Origin of the sequence: Limnobacter litoralis (assembly GCF_030160455.1) — a bacterium.
GTDB classification, from domain to species: domain Bacteria; phylum Pseudomonadota; class Gammaproteobacteria; order Burkholderiales; family Burkholderiaceae_B; genus Limnobacter; species Limnobacter litoralis.
In genome coordinates, this window is record NZ_BSOJ01000015.1 from 159,898 (window position 1) to 176,292 (window position 16,395).

A 16,395-nucleotide genomic window follows, 5' to 3' on the forward strand; every position below is an offset into this window, starting at 1 on the left:
AACTCCTTACTTGGCTTGCATGCGGATACCACCATCCAGACGGATGGTTTCAGCATTCAGATACGCGTTTTGGCAGATGGACACGCACAGGGAACCATACTCGGCCGGGTTACCAAACCGTTTGGGGTTCTGAACCATGGCAATCAGCGGTTGACGGTATTCGTCAGACACACCCTGCATCATGGGCGTGTCGAAAATGCCAGGGGCAATGGTATTCACACGGATGCCATAACGGGCAAGATCGCGCGCCATCGGCAGCGTCATACCGACCACCCCACCTTTGCTGGCGGAATAAGCCGCCTGGCCGGTTTGTCCATCAAACGCAGCCACTGACGCGGTGTTGATGATCACGCCACGCTGTCCATCGGCGTCAGGCTGGTTTTTGGCCATTTCTTCGGCGGCAAGTCGGGCCACGTTGAATGAACCAATCAGGTTGACCTGAATGGTTTTGGCAAAGGCTGCCAAAGGCAGGGCTTTGCTGTCTCGGTCCAGCGTTTTGCCTGCAGCGCCAATGCCTGCGCAATTGACAAGCACATGGATGCCGCCAAATTCTTTCACGGTGGTGGAAATGGCGTGTTGCACAGAGTCCTCATCGGCCACATTGACCTTGAAAAACAAAACCTTGCCCGGGTGCTTTTGTGCAAGTGCCTGCCCGGCTTCTTCATTCATGTCAAAAACGACGGCGCGTGCGCCTTTGGCCAGAAATTGCTCCACGCTGGCCAATCCCAGTCCACTGGCTCCGCCGGTTACCACGGCCACTTTGTCATTCAGGTTCATGCTCGTCTCCTTGTGCTGCATGTTGTTCTATTCAATGTGGTGAAAGGTTACCTGAAAATGAACGATCGTTCGATAGTGCGCGTACACCTTCCAGCGCTTTCAGGCTGACCTCGCGCATGATTCGAACAAAATCCTGCATGTAGGGCTTGTGGGCGTGTGAAGCCACCATGGCCGCATGGAGCTCGGCCTGAAGCCCTTTGGACCCGAGCTTCAACTGGGTGACGTATTGTCGATCCACGTAAGGTTTGACCGCCCAGCGCGGCAAAGCAGAAACACCCCGTTTGCTGGCGACCAGTTGCAGAAGCGCCACCGTCAGTTCACTGCTGCGCCGGTGCGGCCGAACGTTGGCAGGATGCAGAAAGTGCCGCAACACATCCAGCATGTCGTCGGGCACGGGGTAAGTGATCAAGACCTCGTCTGCAAAGTCAGCAGGTTCAAGCCAGGGTTTGGCAGCCAGAGGGGACTCATTGGCGACCACGCCCACAATTTCATAGGCAAAAAGAGGTTCAAAAGCAACGCCCTGCTCGGCCTGCGCCTCGGACACAATGGCGAGTTCAGCCTCTCCACGGTGCAATAAACCCACCGGGTCTGCGTGAAATCCTGACACGATGTCCAGCTCGACCTCGGGCCACCGCTCCCGATAGACGTCCATGGAAGGCATCAACCAGTCAAAACAGGTGTGGCATTCAACCGCGATGCGCAGCGGCCCGCTACCACCCACACGCATCTTTTGAATGTTCAGTTCAACACGATCCACTTCGGGCAGTACTTGCCTGGCCAGCGTCAACAGCTGCATGCCCAGGGGCGTGAATCGGGTGCCGCCTGCGCTTCGATTCAAAAGTGCATCGTCGAAGTGATCCTCCAGCGCCTTGATTTGATGAGAAACCGCCGATTGAGTGAGGTGCAGCAGATCCGCGGCACGCGACAAACCCCCCGTTTGATCAATGGCCAGCAGGGTGCGCAAGTGACGCAGTTCAAGTATGGATTTAGACATGAATGAAATTCATTAAAATTAGGAAAAATATTCGTTTGAATAATACCCATGAGATCGCCATGATGACAAGCCTCAACTTTGAAGCGGACACAACTCATCATGATCAAGACACACATTGCGGGTTACCCAAGAATTGGCGCGCAACGCGAGCTGAAATTTGCATTGGAAAAACACTGGCGAGGTGAAATCAGCCAGCGCGAATTGTTGGACACGGCGACAGCGCTGCGTCTGGCCCATTGGCAAACACAGATCGATCAAGGCCTGGACTTTATTACTGTCGGTGATTTCAGCCTGTATGACCACGTGGCCGACCACATCGCCCTGTTCGGCTGTATTCCACCGCGATTCAGGCATGAAGAGGGTTCGCCACTGGACAACTACTTCCACATGGTGCGCGGCAAGCGACCCAAAGCCAGCCAATGCGCCTGCCACGCAGACACCTTTGCCCTGGAAATGACCAAATGGTTCGACACCAACTACCACTACATGGTGCCGGAATTTGACGATGAAACCCGTTTTAACCTGCATGCGGAGGCCCTGCTGGACCAGTTGGCTCAGGCAAAGTTGCTGCAGCACCCAATCAAGATCACCCTGATCGGGCCGATCACATTGCTGTTGCTGGGCAAAAGCAAACAGCCGGATTTTGAGCCTCTGAACCTTCTTGATGCCCTTGTGGACCAGTACACAACACTGCTTGGCCAGCTGAAGCAAGCCGGCGCCCAGTGGGTGCAACTGGACGAACCCGTGTTGGGGCTTGACCTGCCTGCAAGCACGTTGGCGCTGTTTGATTCAACGTACAACAGCCTGAAACGGGGTGGTTTACCCATCTTGCTGGGCACGTATTTTTCAGAACTGGAGGGCCACATTAGCCAGGCGTGCAAATTACCGGTGGATGGCTTGCACCTGGACTGCGTGCGGGGCCTGAAAGACCTGCCCGCCGTGCTGGATTGGTTGCCGAACTACAAGGTGTTGTCGCTGGGCCTCGTCGATGGTCGCAACATCTGGAAAACGGATCTGGAACAGGCTTTGAAACACGTCACGGCGGCATTTGATTCAGGCAAAAATGAGGTGTGGTTGTCCAGCAATTGCAGCCTTTTGCATTGCCCTTACACCTTGGCCGATGACACTGGGGTGTTGCCCGCCGTGCGCAACTGGCTGAGTGGTGCCATTGAAAAACTGGGTGAAATCGAGCTGCTTAAACAGGCTGCCAACGCCCTGTTGCATGGCAAGGCGCTGAGCACTGAAACAGCAACGGCACTGGCCAGACACCAGGCCGCAGTGGCCGAACGACATTCGAGCAACTGGGTGCACAAACCGGCAGTCAAGGCGCGGGTGAAGGCCACTGAAGGGCTGTCGTTTTCCAGACAAAGTCCTTTCAAGGTCAGACGGGCCGTGCAACAACAGCGCTTCAACCTGCCCGCTTTTCCCACCACCACAATTGGATCTTTCCCACAAACGGCAGACATTCGGGCACTGCGCAAACGCTTGAAGGCTGGCCTGATCGACCAGAACGCCTATGACACTGAGATTCGCAACGCCATCGCAGACTGCATTCAAAAACAGGAAGTGCTGGGGCTGGATGTGCTGGTGCATGGCGAACCGGAACGCAATGACATGGTGGAATTTTTCGGTGAACGACTGGACGGATTTGCATTCTCCGCCAACGGATGGGTTCAATCTTACGGGTCGAGGTGCGTGAAACCGCCCATTCTGTACGGCGATGTAAGCCGCCCTGCCCCCATGACCGTGGACACCAGCGTGTTTGCCCAAAGCTTGAGCAAGCGACCCGTGAAGGGCATGCTGACTGGCCCGGTGACCATTTTGCAGTGGAGCTTTGTGCGTGACGACCAGGCAAGGTCAGAGACTGCGAAGCAAATTGCCTTGGCGATCGCCGACGAAGTGATCGATCTGGAATGCGCAGGCATTGGCATGATCCAGATCGACGAGCCCGCCTACCGTGAAGGTCTGCCTTTGCGAAAAAAAGACCAAGCGGCCTACCTGGATTGGGCAACGCTGGCCTTCCGAATCAGTGCCTGTGGGGTCAAAGACGAAACGCAAATTCACACGCACATGTGTTACGCCGAATTCAATGACATCTTGCCGAATATTGCAGCCATGGACGCCGATGTAATCACCATCGAAACCAGTCGGTCTGACATGGAATTGCTTCGCGGATTTGGTGAATTCAGTTACCCCAATGACATAGGGCCTGGCGTGTACGACATTCATTCACCACGCGTACCAGCAGTGGGCGAATTGGTTCGATTGATGCAAAAGGCGGCTGAGGTGATCGATCCCGCTCAACTCTGGATCAATCCGGACTGTGGCCTCAAAACCCGAGGCTGGCCCGAGACACTGGAGGCCCTGCATGTGATGATGCAGGCTGCCAAGACGCTTCGAACACTTCACCAGAATGTAAAACTTTGCGCATAAATGACTTGCGGGCCAGTTGAAATGCCTGTGTCCAAGTAAAAATAGAGCCCATAATCATTCGGCCTATTTCTGGAGACAACATGCAACAGGATTCAATCGTCATTGTGGGTGCAGCAAGAACGCCGATGGGTGGCTTTCAAGGGGCGCTGTCGGCCCTTTCCACCCCGGAGCTTGGCGCACATGCCATACAACAGGCATTGCTGAGAACGGGCAATGGCTTGCTGCCCGAACATCTTGAAGAAGTCATCATGGGATGCGTGCTGCCCGCAGGGCTTGGGCAAGCCCCTGCCCGACAGGCAGCACTGGCTGCCGGCTTGCCGCTGGACAGCGCCTGCACCACAGTCAACAAGATGTGCGGGTCTGGCATGAAAGCGGTGATGCTGGCTCACGATGCCTTGCGTGCAGGCAGTGCCAACGTGGCCGTGGCGGGCGGCATGGAAAGCATGAGCAATGCCCCTTACTTGTTGCCGAAAGCCCGTGCGGGCCTGCGCATGGGGCATGGGCAGGTGCTGGACCACATGTTTCTGGACGGTCTGGAGGACGCCTATGAAAAGGGACGCCTGATGGGCACTTTTGCCCAAGACTGCGCAGACGCTTATGAATTCAGCCGTCAGGCCCAGGACGAATTTGCGCTGCGGTCGCTGGCGCGCGCCAAAGGGGCCATTGAAGACGGTTCGTTTGATTGGGAGGTGGCGCCCATTGAAGTGCCAGCAAAAGGCAGCAGCAAACAGGTTGCGCACGATGAACAGCCATTGAAGGCAGACCCTGCCAAAATTCCTGCTTTGAAACCCGCATTCAGACCAGGCACCGGCACGGTGACAGCGGCCAACAGCTCATCCATTTCAGACGGGGCGGCTGCCCTCGTGTTGATGCATGAATCGCAAGCCAACAAAATGGGCATACAGCCCTTGGCCCGAATTCTGGGACACGCCAGCCACGCCCAAAAGCCCAGCTTGTTTACCACTGCGCCTGTAGGCGCCATCCAGAAGCTGCTGACCAAAACCGGTTTGAATGTGGGGGCGGTGGACCTGTTTGAAATCAACGAGGCCTTTGCCGTGGTGACCATGGCTGCCATGGTTGAACTCAGCTTGCCTGCAGACATTGTGAACATCCACGGTGGAGCCTGCGCTTTGGGGCATCCGATCGGTGCCAGTGGCGCGCGAATTCTGTGCACTTTGATGGGTGCCCTGAAAAAAACGGGTGGCAAGCTCGGCGTGGCCAGCCTGTGCATCGGGGGTGGCGAGGCCACTGCCATGGCCATCGAAATGCTCTGACCCTTCAAAGCCCACCATGCTGAGTGTTGTCTATTTTCTGCTGGCGGCTGCCATCGCCGTACCCCTGTTCAAAAGACTGGGGCTGGGTGCCATTTTGGGTTACCTGGCTGCGGGTGTCGTAATCGGACCTGCGGTTTTGGGGCTGATCAATGATCCGGAAAATGTGCTGCACTTTTCTGAAATTGGCGTGATCTTGCTGCTGTTTGTCATTGGTCTCGAACTGGAGCCCGCCAAATTGTGGGCAATGCGTGCGCAGGTGCTCTTGCTGGGTGGCGGGCAGTTGTTGTTGACAGCAGCCATCAGCTACCTGGTGCTGGCAAAAGGCTTTGGCATGGGCAGCAACAGTGCGCTGGTGGTGTCCATGGCACTGGCCTTGTCTTCCACGGCATTTGCGGTGCAGTTGATGGCCGACAAGGGCATGATGGGCAACGAGGACGGCCGTCGCGGTTTTTCCATTTTGCTGTTTCAAGACCTGGCGGTTGTGCCCATTCTTTTTGTGGTTCAAGCCCTGAGCCCCATGGCCGACAAGCCAGATGCCCTACCCTGGTGGATTGCGCCGGCGGCTGTCACCCTCTTGGTGGTGTTTGCCCGGTTCTTGATCAACCCCGCCCTGAACTTCATGTCGCGCTATGGCGGCGCTGAAATCATGACGGTGGTGGCACTGCTGATTGTGATGGGCGCAGCCGTGCTGATGGACTCGGCTGGCTTGTCCATGGGCCTTGGCGCTTTTTTGGCGGGCATGATGCTGGCCAACTCCACTTTCCGCCATCAACTGGAAGCCGATGTTGAACCCTTCAAGGGACTCAGCCTCGGCCTGTTTTTCATTTCAATCGGCATGACCTTGAACCTGGGGCTTTTGCGGACCGAGCCAATGACGGTCATGGCGGGCACCTTGGGTTTGATGGCGCTGAAGGCGGCCGTAGTGGCGGCATTGGTCATGTTGGCCCGCGTGCCGTGGTCGCGTGCGCTGATGCTGGGCCTGATGCTCAGCCAGGGCGGTGAATTTGGTTTCGTGATCATGTCGCAGGCTTTGTCGGACAAACTGCTGGATGCACACGTGGCCGGCCTTGTGAACCTGGTGGTTGGCCTTTCCATGGCACTGACTTCCCCTGTGGTGATCTGGGCCGAGCGACGCATGGACAAAAAGGCCTTGAAAACACCTGAAAAGGAAAGCCGCTTTGAGGAAAAATCGCCTGAAGTGCTGATTCTTGGATTTGGCCGGTTTGGCCAGGTGACGGGCCGTATTCTGGCGGCCAATCACATTCCATTTACGGCGCTGGACAAAGACGCTGACCACATTGAGTTTGTTCGACGATTTGGCAACAAGGTGTTTTATGGCGACGCGGCAAGGCGCGAGATCATGGAGGCGGCCGGGCTTTCGCGAGCGCGCATTGTGGTGGTGGCCATTGATGAACCCATGATTGCCCTGAACGTGGTGGAATACGTAACCCACAACTACCCCAAGATTACCTTGATCGCAAGAGCCCACAACCGCGCTGATTACATCAAGCTGAAAGCCAGTGGCGCGAAGGTGGTGATCCGTGAAGTGTTTGCTGGCGCACTGGAAGCGGCCACCGAAACGCTGGTTGCGCTGGGCTTCAGCGACAGCCAGGCGCTGTCAGCCGCCAATTTGTTTGAGCAACACGATCGGAAATTGCTGGAAAAGCAGGCCAAGGCCGGTGAAGACCCTGATAAGCTGATTCAGATTGGCCTGACCGGTCGACAAGAGCTCGAAGAGCTGTTCCGCAAGGACCAGCAGCCTGATTGAATGCCATGAGAAAGCCACCCCGCCATGATTGCTGAATTTGTGTCCGTGCTGCAGGTGCTACAACCTGCTGGTGAAAAACTGTTCGACTTTCTCGAAACCCGAACCGGCCGTTTTCTGCTGTCGATTCTGTTTGTGGTTGCAGCCGTCTTTGTCAATCGTTTGATGAAATGGCAGCTTCAGCGTCAGGGGCAGGCGCACCCGAATGACACACCCATGCGCGCAAAGTGGGTACGACGAAACAACCTGGTCTGGATATTCACTTTCCTGCTGATCACCGCAGTGTGGTCGAACCAGATCAAAAGCTTTTTGTATTCGATTGCTGCCGTGGCGGGTGCCATGCTGGTGGTCAGCAAAGACCTGATTTTGTGCCTGTGGGGCGCATTGATTATTTCACTGAACAAGAGCCTGCGAATCGGCAGCACCATTGAGGTGGGCAAATACACGGGCCAACTGGTCAACACAGGCTTTCTGACCTTTGAACTGGCTGAAATCGGGCCTTCCAAGAAGCAGACCGGGCGTCTCTTGCAATTGCCCAACTCGATTGTGTTCACCGAAGGAATTCGCAACCTGTCCACCTATGGCACTTATGGCATTCATCTGATTGATTTCAATTTTGACAAGACGGTGAACCTTGATGCGGCTGAAAAACTCGCCCTTCGGCTTGCCTCAGAAAGCGGCAAAATGTGGCTTGAAAATGCAGAGGCGCATTTTTCAATGCTGGAGCGGAACAATTTTGTGGATTTGCCAAAGGCCCGTCCCGAGGTGTTCTGGGCCAGTGTAGATGACAAGTGCCTGCGCATGACACTCCGACTGGCCTGCCCCTTGAGCAAACGTGGCCAGGTCGAAAAAGCAATCGTAAAGCGCTTCTGGATTGAATACCTGCAACAACCCCACCCCGAAGCGCACGATGACGACGCAGAAAACCTGCATCTGGATTGATCAATCGTCCAGCTGATAACGCGCCAGAAGGCGACTTTGCTGGGGAGATCCTTCCAACACCTCCACCACGCTGCGTTTGTACAGAAAAAGATCGGGGTCAATTGCGGGGGATATGAAAAAGCCCTGGGCATAGTCGACTTCAATTTCACCCAGCAGCCCGAGGGTGTGTTCATCTTCAACCCATTCAGCCACGCATTTGCAACCCAGGTCTTGAGACAGTGCGCTGATTGCACGCGCCACGGCCAGGCTTTCTGTGCCTTGGGCAATTTGTTGAATAATGGAGCCATCGATCTTGATGACGTCGGCATGCAGATCGATGGCGTATCTGAAGTTGCTGTAACCCGCGCCAAAGTCGTCCAGTGCAATGCGCACACCCAAGGCGCGAACTCGGTATATAAAATCTTGCACTGCCTTAAGGTTCACGACTGCGCCGACTTCCGTGATTTCAAGGCAAACTTTGCGTGCAACGCCTCTGTGCGCATTGATCAAAGCAATGGTGTCTTCGAGAAAAAACTCGTCGTTCAGGGAATTGGGTGAGACATTCACAGCCACTGCATCCAAGTGCTGCAGCGCTTCCAGATTCCGCTCCAGATACGAAATGGTGGTGTTGAGCACCCATGAGTCGAGCAAGGCGGTTTGCCCCGCCTGAACACAGGCGTCAATCAGATAACCAGCCGACTTCAGCACCCCGTCATCGCCACGGATACGCAGCAAGGATTCTGCATAAAGGTGTCCGTCTGGGCGCTCCAGTGAAAGAATGGGCTGCCAGGCCATGCACAATTGACGAGGCAACTCTTGCAGACCGAGACGCCCCACTGCACGCGCCCTGTCCAGAAATTGCAAGGTCTGATCGACCGAGAACTCTTGGTGATCCATGTGGGGTTTGGATTTGGCGATGATTTTGGATTCACGCACGGTTTCATCCAGCGCGTCCAGCATGTCATTCATTTCGGCGTGGCCGTCAAAATGCACCTTGCAGGTCACCATGTCAATCATGACTTGTCTGTTGTCAATCCAGAACGGACTGCTTTTGAGCCGTGTGCGAAATCGCTCAAATGCTTCAGCAGCGTCTTGAGCTTGATCGTCACTGACCAGCACCACAAATTGATCGATGTGTAGCCGACACAAATCGGCAAATGCACACATGTAACGATACAGCTCGGTGTACAAGGCTTTTAGGACACGATCAGAAAAGCTGAGCCCATACGCAAGAATCACATGACGAAAACGCTTGACGTCCAGGTGATACAACTGCAGATGGTCCACGCCTTTGTCCAACTTCAACTGAATGGCCCACTCAAGCCCACGTCGATTCAGGGCACCGGTCAAGTCATCGTGTGTGGCCTGATGGTGCAAGGCCAGTTCGCGGTCTTTTCTGCTGGTGAAGTCACTGACCACACCCACCATGTCTTCACTTTCGCAGCTCCAGATCAACTCGAACCATCGCACCTGCCCAGATCCCAAACCAACCCGGATTTCCTCCCGATTGATGGATTGGGCACCCGTGTCTTTTTCCCGAAGTGCCTTGATGGCCGGCTTTTTGAGAAAGTCGAAAAAAGGTTCTCCTTTGTCTTGAAGAAACTCGTTCTCAAAATGCCGATTGTATTCAATGAAATTGCCTTGAGAATCAGCCACAAACATGGCTGCCGGTGCAATGCTGAAGACATTGACCAAGCGCTCATGCATTTTCTCCATGTTTCTGGCAGCCAGCTCGCGCTGTGTCTGCGTGTTTCGCACATATTCCATCAGTGACACTGCGGTCATTGCGCTTGCCAGCAACGTGACTGTAAGCGGTTAAAGCAAAAATGGGCAAGGCATGACTGTCAAAATGGGTACGAATTCGACAGGCGGCCTGAACACCATCCACATAGGGCATGTGAATGTCCATTAATACAAAGTCATAACGGTTCAATGGATTAAGCGCCATGGAGGTGGCTTCAGCGCCATTGGATGCGCAGTCGACGATGGCCCCGAACGATTGCAGCGAACTGGCGGTCAGATCCCGCAAGCAGTCCGTGTCTTCAACCAGCAGCACACGCATGCCCCGCAAAGCCGCTTCAATTTGATGGGCCTGGGCGTTGCCCTCGCCTTGTGCGTCTTCAGGTGTGGTTCTAAACCACTGTAGGAAAATCTGCAGCGCCGTGGCAGGCTTGAACAAGTAGTCAGAGATGCCTGCTTCCATCAGCTGGCGCAGACTGCGGCTTTGATCAGAAAACCCAACTAGCCCGAGACTGCGGCGAAATGCACGGAGCTGTTTGTCGACTGAGCCTTGCCGGCCAAGACCCTCGAAGGTGAGGTGAGAAACGATGACAATCAGATCCAGCACCAAGGTGGGGTCTGAGAGCTCATCTTCGCAGCTGGCAAAGCATTCTGCCAGCGTTACAAATCGGTGAACCGCGAAATAAGCGACTCCAATCGTTCTGGCTATGATTTCGCATTCGATGGTGTCTGCAGCCACCACAATCAGGATCTTAGTCTGTTCTGGCGACACCATCACGTCGGGCACAACGGCGCTGTGCTGCAGACACTGAACGGGAATAACGACCTCAGCCTGAGTGCCATTGCCCTGGCTTCGGTTGGACAGAGCAATCCGCCCGTTCATCAGGTCGACAAGCTGTTTGCAGATGCTCAAACCCAGGCCAAAACCACCATACCGGGCATGGCTTTGATCCGATTGCTGAATGTGCGCGGCGAACAGCTTTTCGAGTTGAGGCTCGGTAATGCCTTTTCCAGTGTCCACGATGCGGAAGGTCACTTCACCATGACTGTCATCCACCAAGTGCTGGTGTACGGAAAGCCACACCGACCCGGTGTCTGTAAACTTGATTGAATTGCTCAGTAGATTGATCAATACCTGTTTAACCCGAAGCGGATCCAGACACACCCAATCGGATTGAAACAGGGGTGCCTCAAGATAAAAGGCCAGCCCTTTTCGCTCTGCGCTGAGGGCCAATATCTGGGCAACTTCAGCGATCAATGCAGACATGGAGACTTTTTGCGGCTGCAAGTTCATCTTGCCCGCGAACAAACGCGATGAATCCAGCATGTTGTTCAGGTTGCCGATGAGTTGATCCGTCACCTCGCGGGCTTTTTGCAAAAGACGGGCCGAAGGCCCCGTTGACAATCTCAAGGTGGACTCAATGTAGGCCAAAACACCGGTCAATGGCGTTTTAAGTTCATGTGCAACCACTGCCAGAAATGCCTGCTGCTCTTCCAGACCCCGGGCTTGACCCGAGGGCGACGGTGGATCACCCTGGGACGGAGGGGATGCCTCTTCAGGGCATGGCTCCTCAAGAGCGGTCGAATTTTCCATGGGCTCAGACCAATACGCGAAGCGTCGAAAGCTTGCTATTGCTATTGCAATTGCGGCCACGGCACCAAGCAGCAGCTGCTTCAGAGAGATCAAATAGGCTTCAAGGCTGCTTTGAAGTGTGTTTTCAAATACAATACGTTGAGAAAATGAAGAATACGTTTTGTAATTTAAAATGTCTTTCTCGAGTTGAATTGTTTTGACGGTGAAAAAACAATAGAAGGCGACAAGTAAAACAACCACCAAAATCAATTCCAATATCTGCCTTATTTGTTTTTTTTGTAATTTGGGGATACAAACCCTTTTAAATGGAAAATGTAAATCCATAAAACCACCTTGGCGCAACGACTTCACAAAATATTGCATTTTGAGAAAATATTATTTCCCCCTCCTGGGGGTATATTCCGTTCTGCTAATACAAAATGAATTTTTAATAAACAACTGGCAAGCTTTGTGGCAATAACCATTAAAATGTTCCAATTGAAAAAATAACAAAACAATCTTTTTATACCGGAGACTGAAATGAAAAATAAAAAATTTGATTTTGTCGTATTTGGTGCAAGCAGTTTTGTCGGAAAAATTTTGACTGCTTATCTGGTTCGACAATACGGCCAATCAAACGACTTCAAATGGGCCATCGCAGGTCGGTCGCTGGACAAACTGGAGGCGCTGAAATCTGAATTGAATGCGGCTAACCTGCCCGCACTGAAGATCAACGCCTCTTCAGAGGCGGATTTAAAGTTGCTGTGCGAGCAAACGCGAGCGGTGGCCTCGACGGTCGGCCCTTACGCGCTGTATGGCAATGGCTTGGTTAAGGCATGCGCACAAAATGGGGTGGACTATTGCGATTTGACGGGTGAGGTACAATGGATCGCCGGAATGATTGAGGCCCATGAGGATGAGGCCAAACGCAGCGGCGCAAAAATTGTACATTGCTGCGGATTTGATTCCATTCCATCGGACCTGGGTGTGCAATACCTGCAGGAGCAGGCGGTCAGCCAATTTGACACGCCCTGCCAACAGATCAAGATGCGCGTCAGGCGCTTGAAAGGCGAATTTTCAGGTGGTACGTTGGCCAGCTTAATCAACGTTGCGCACGAACTCAGCAAAGACCGCAGCTTGGCCAAGAAAATGTCAAACCCCTACTATATCTGCCCCGAGAAGCTGCCTACTCGCCAACCCAATGTGAAATTTGCAGAATATGACGACACGGCACAGTCCTGGCTCGCGCCATTTGTCATGGCGGGTATCAACACCCGCGTGGTTCATCGCAGCAATGCGCTACTGAATTACGCTTACGGCAAAGAATTCAAATACGACGAGGCCATGATGACCGGGAATGGCACCAAGGGCCGCTTGATGGCCACCACCATGGCGCTGGGCATGGGTGCATTTTTGGCTGGCGTTGTCATTCCTCCGACTCGTTGGGCCCTTGAGCGCTTTGTGATTCCCAAACCCGGTGAAGGCCCCTCGCCCAAAGCCCAGGAAAGGGGTCATTACGATTTGCGTTTTTATGGGCAAACCGCCAGTGGCAAGCAGATTCAAGCCAAAGTGACAGGTGACCGGGATCCTGGTTACGGATCTACAGGCAAAATGCTGGGTGAAGCGGTTGTTTGCCTGGCCATGGACATGCAAGACAAACCAGGCGGTTTTTGGACGCCCGCGTCACTGATGGGTTCAAATCTCAGAACTAGGCTTGAAAAGCACGCCGGTCTAAGCTTTCAGATCGTGACCTAAGCCGTTAAACTGATGTGGTCTAAACGATTAACAAGACTGGGCGCTCTGAATGATAAAGGCATACAAATCAGGCAGCATTACAACACAAGTGCTGCTTGGTACGGGTCTCTGCCTGTTCGTACTCGCCATCTTGACTGGGGTATGGGGACGGTCGTATCTGCACCAAAAGGCGCTTAGCCAGTTTGGAGAGTCGGCCCAGGAATCAGCGACTCGTACCGCGAGTAACATCAACAAACAACTGCAGATCAGACTGCAAGACGTGACCAACAAGGCGGCAATAGCCGGCCTTCTACAAGAAAAAGACCCGGATGCACAAAACCGTCTGATTGAAATTATGCAAGCCAACTTCCCCAGTTACATGTGGATCGGCATTACTGATTTAAATGGTGTGGTTAAGTATTCGTCCCACAACATGCTGCTGGGCAGGAAGGTCTCACAGCGTGAATGGTTTATCAAAGGTTTACACAAACCGACAGTAGTCGACAAACATGAAGCGGCGCTGCTGGCTGATCTTTTGCCACCAAAGGCATCAGGTAAATATCAATTTGTCGATTTTTCTGCGCCCATTTTAGACCGCAATGGAAGTACCACGGGCGTCTTCGCCGTCCATCTGGACTGGGAGTGGATCAAACGCGAGATTGCGAACTCGGCGAAAAGCAGACTGGACAATCGGCACTTGTTTATTTTAGGTCAGGATGGTTTGCCTCGCTTCGCATCGGACGATTCACCCGATTTCACAGCAGTGTTGACCAAGTGGTCAGCAAGCCAGGTTTTTCGAAGAGCAAGGGATGGTGAGACTGGCTGGAGCCTGGAGCGCACGAGTACAGAGCCTTACTTACTTGCATTTGCTCCAATGGACTACGAGAAGGACAAGAACCTGTTGAATTGGGTGACTGTGACCATTCGCACCACAGACGCATTAAACCGCACACTCGACCCTTCAATCGCCCTGGCTCTTGGCACGCTGGTTGCAGGTATTTTCATCACCCTGGCACTGGTTTATATTTTCAGTCTCAAAGTGTCTCACTCAGCCAGCAGGTTTCTTGCGGTTATTCAAGGCGGAAACCACGCAGAACAAGAAGAAGCCCTATCTGCTCTTCCAACCGAGGTCACAGGCACTGCCAAGAAGATTCAACAATTGTTGCAGGATCTTTCTGACAAAAACGAGTCTCTTAAGCTCTCTTTGGAAGAAATTCAGCGGCAGTCTTGGCTAGCCTCGTCATTGATTGAGCAAGCTCCATTGCGAATCGCGATGTTGGACCGAAACATGGTCTATATTGCGGCGTCTGAATTATGGCGTACAGAGTTTGGACTTCCCGTGGGCCCAGTTTTCACGTTGGCCTTCAGTAAGACTGACCACTACATGCCACAAAGCTGGAAGGCCGCCTCAGAAGTGTTACGCAGCGGATACGCATTGCGCGGTAATTTTGAAAAAGTGACGAATCCAGCAGGCGAAGTGAAATGGCTGAATTGGGTGATTGCACCTTGGGCCTTATCCACTGGGCAAACCGGTGGGGTGATTGTCATTGCCACCGATGTGACTGAATTGCATGAAAGCGAACAAAAGCTGGCTGAAAGTGAAGAGCGATTCACATTGGCGATGGAAGGCTCTAGGGACGGACTTTGGGACTGGAACCTCGAGAAAAACGAAGTTTATTACTCTCCCGCCTGGAAGCAGATGCTGGGCTACGAAGACCATGAGTTGCCCAATGCATTTGCAACCTGGGAAACACTGACCGACCCTGATGATTTGCAACAGGCCAAAGGCAGGCTGGAGAAGGTGCTGAACGACACGTCGGCAGAATCCTTTGTGGCCGAGTTCAGGATGCGCTCCAAATCCGGCAAACCCGTTCACGTGCTAAGCCGTGCCCTGGTGATGCGCGATCAACATGGGCGGGCGATTCGGGTTGTGGGTACTCACATCAACCAGACCGAACAGCGGGAAATGGAAGAAAGGGTTCGTCTGGCTTCGATCACCGCGCAAGCCGAGCGAGAGTCCAATTCCGCGAAAAGCCGTTTCCTGGCCACCATCAGCCACGAAATACGAACACCGCTAAACGGGGTGATCGGTTACGCAAGGCTGTTGTACGAGGATCTGCCAGATGGGCAGGCCAAAGAAAACGCGGAAAGCCTTTTGGAAACCGCAGAAAACCTGACTGTGATTCTCAACGACATTCTGGATTATTCGAAGATCGAGGCCGGTCAACTTCAAATTGAAAAGGCCCCCTTCCATCTGAATCAGTTGTTCAACAGCGCCCAGATTTTTCAATTGACTTGCGTGGCCAAAGGAATCGGCTTTGGCACCCACAACCTGTGCAATGATGGCCCAGTGGTGCTTGGCGATTTGGCAAGGCTTAGGCAGATTGTGCAGAACCTGGTCTCGAACGCCATCAAGTTCACCCAAAAAGGTCGAATTGACCTGAGTATATCCAGCAAGCGCGTGAGTGCAGGCCGACTGATGTTGCAAATCTCTGTATCAGACACAGGTGCGGGCATCTCCAAAGAACAGCAAGCCAAACTGTTCAAGCCCTTCTCTCAGGTCAACAACACGCGTGACCAACGTTTGGGGGGCACAGGCCTCGGTCTGTCCATCGTCAAATCCCTGGTTAAAAGCATGGGGGGCGAGGTTGAGCTGGAGTCGGAGTTGGGCGTGGGGTCTACCTTCCGATGCCTGATCCCCGTGGAAGAAGTGCGGGCCAATTCGGATCAACCCAAAATTGCCCTGGTGGCAGCGCACTCCATGCGTGTGCTTCTGGCAGACGATTCGGCCCTGAACCTGAAGCTCATCAAGACCTTTTTGGAACGCGCCGGTCATGAAGTGACCACCGCCCGCGATGGTCAGAGGGCGCTGGATCTGGCGCTGGGAAGTGAATATGATTTTATTCTTCTGGACGTCAACATGCCCATGTTGTCTGGCTACGAAGTGGTGCAGCAAATACGAACGACTGCCGGGCCCAATCAGTACTGTGAGATCGCAGCCATCACTGGTTTTGCCTATGAAGAGGATGTGTCCAAGGCGAAACAGGCCGGGTTCAACTACCACTTTGCCAAACCACTGCAATTTGATTCGCTGTTGAATCAACTGGCCATCAGCAGCCAGGAATCTGCATCGGGCTACAAACGGGAAAAGCAGAACTCCAATTAAGAGGCAGCCTCTCCCGGT

Annotated in this window: 10 protein-coding genes; 6 read left to right on the forward strand and 4 right to left on the reverse strand. The window is 53.6% G+C overall.

Features of this window, described 5'->3' with window-relative positions:
• Nucleotides 1-6 precede the first annotated feature (6 nt).
• Nucleotides 7-777, reverse strand: coding sequence for a 3-hydroxyacyl-CoA dehydrogenase (locus QQJ87_RS07830; RefSeq protein ID WP_284281025.1), 771 nt, complete (start codon nt 775-777; stop codon nt 7-9).
• A gap of 31 nt (nt 778-808) precedes the next feature.
• Nucleotides 809-1,771: a LysR family transcriptional regulator gene (locus QQJ87_RS07835; RefSeq protein WP_284281026.1), complete on the reverse strand. Its 963-nt coding sequence runs from the start codon at nt 1,769-1,771 to the stop codon at nt 809-811.
• A gap of 99 nt (nt 1,772-1,870) precedes the next feature.
• Between QQJ87_RS07835 and metE the strand changes: the two genes are divergently transcribed.
• From metE to QQJ87_RS07855, 4 genes are all read left to right on the forward strand, one after another.
• On the forward strand, nt 1,871-4,204 hold the full coding sequence (gene metE, locus QQJ87_RS07840; RefSeq protein ID WP_284281027.1) for a 5-methyltetrahydropteroyltriglutamate--homocysteine S-methyltransferase: 2,334 nt from the start codon (nt 1,871-1,873) through the stop codon (nt 4,202-4,204).
• A gap of 80 nt (nt 4,205-4,284) precedes the next feature.
• The gene (locus QQJ87_RS07845; RefSeq protein ID WP_284281028.1) at nt 4,285-5,478 is read left to right on the forward strand and encodes an acetyl-CoA C-acyltransferase; all 1,194 of its coding nucleotides are present in this window, start codon (nt 4,285-4,287) and stop codon (nt 5,476-5,478) included.
• Between the two features lie 16 nt (nt 5,479-5,494).
• Nucleotides 5,495-7,246: a monovalent cation:proton antiporter-2 (CPA2) family protein gene (locus QQJ87_RS07850; RefSeq protein ID WP_284281029.1), complete on the forward strand. Its 1,752-nt coding sequence runs from the start codon at nt 5,495-5,497 to the stop codon at nt 7,244-7,246.
• Nucleotides 7,247-7,270: 24 nt separating this feature from the next.
• Nucleotides 7,271-8,185 (forward strand): mechanosensitive ion channel family protein, encoded by a 915-nt coding sequence (locus QQJ87_RS07855; protein WP_284281031.1) that lies wholly within the window; start codon nt 7,271-7,273, stop codon nt 8,183-8,185.
• On the opposite strand, the gene QQJ87_RS07860 is transcribed toward QQJ87_RS07855, so the two are convergent.
• Nucleotides 8,186-9,949: an EAL domain-containing protein gene (locus tag QQJ87_RS07860; RefSeq protein WP_284281033.1), complete on the reverse strand. Its 1,764-nt coding sequence runs from the start codon at nt 9,947-9,949 to the stop codon at nt 8,186-8,188.
• Nucleotides 9,864-11,498 (reverse strand): hybrid sensor histidine kinase/response regulator, encoded by a 1,635-nt coding sequence (locus QQJ87_RS07865; RefSeq protein WP_284281034.1) that lies wholly within the window; start codon nt 11,496-11,498, stop codon nt 9,864-9,866. Before QQJ87_RS07865 ends, QQJ87_RS07860 begins: the two co-directional genes overlap by 86 nt.
• A gap of 519 nt (nt 11,499-12,017) precedes the next feature.
• Between QQJ87_RS07865 and QQJ87_RS07870 the strand changes: the two genes are divergently transcribed.
• Nucleotides 12,018-13,232, forward strand: coding sequence for a saccharopine dehydrogenase family protein (locus QQJ87_RS07870; RefSeq protein WP_284281036.1), 1,215 nt, complete (start codon nt 12,018-12,020; stop codon nt 13,230-13,232).
• 49 nt (nt 13,233-13,281) lie between these two features.
• On the forward strand, nt 13,282-16,377 hold the full coding sequence (locus QQJ87_RS07875; protein ID WP_284281038.1) for an ATP-binding protein: 3,096 nt from the start codon (nt 13,282-13,284) through the stop codon (nt 16,375-16,377).
• The last annotated feature ends 18 nt before the right edge of the window (nt 16,378-16,395 follow it).

Coding starts and splice junctions, on each gene's coding strand:
- QQJ87_RS07855 (WP_284281031.1), top strand. CDS start 7,271: ATGATTGCTGAATTTGTGTCCGTGCTGCAGGTGCTACAACCTGCTGGT.
- metE (WP_284281027.1), top strand. CDS start 1,871: ATGATCAAGACACACATTGCGGGTTACCCAAGAATTGGCGCGCAACGC.
- QQJ87_RS07830 (WP_284281025.1), bottom strand. CDS start 777: ATGAACCTGAATGACAAAGTGGCCGTGGTAACCGGCGGAGCCAGTGGA.
- QQJ87_RS07865 (WP_284281034.1), bottom strand. CDS start 11,498: ATGGAAAATTCGACCGCTCTTGAGGAGCCATGCCCTGAAGAGGCATCC.
- QQJ87_RS07875 (WP_284281038.1), top strand. CDS start 13,282: ATGATAAAGGCATACAAATCAGGCAGCATTACAACACAAGTGCTGCTT.
- QQJ87_RS07860 (WP_284281033.1), bottom strand. CDS start 9,949: ATGACCGCAGTGTCACTGATGGAATATGTGCGAAACACGCAGACACAG.
- QQJ87_RS07835 (WP_284281026.1), bottom strand. CDS start 1,771: ATGTCTAAATCCATACTTGAACTGCGTCACTTGCGCACCCTGCTGGCC.
- QQJ87_RS07845 (WP_284281028.1), top strand. CDS start 4,285: ATGCAACAGGATTCAATCGTCATTGTGGGTGCAGCAAGAACGCCGATG.
- QQJ87_RS07870 (WP_284281036.1), top strand. CDS start 12,018: ATGAAAAATAAAAAATTTGATTTTGTCGTATTTGGTGCAAGCAGTTTT.
- QQJ87_RS07850 (WP_284281029.1), top strand. CDS start 5,495: ATGCTGAGTGTTGTCTATTTTCTGCTGGCGGCTGCCATCGCCGTACCC.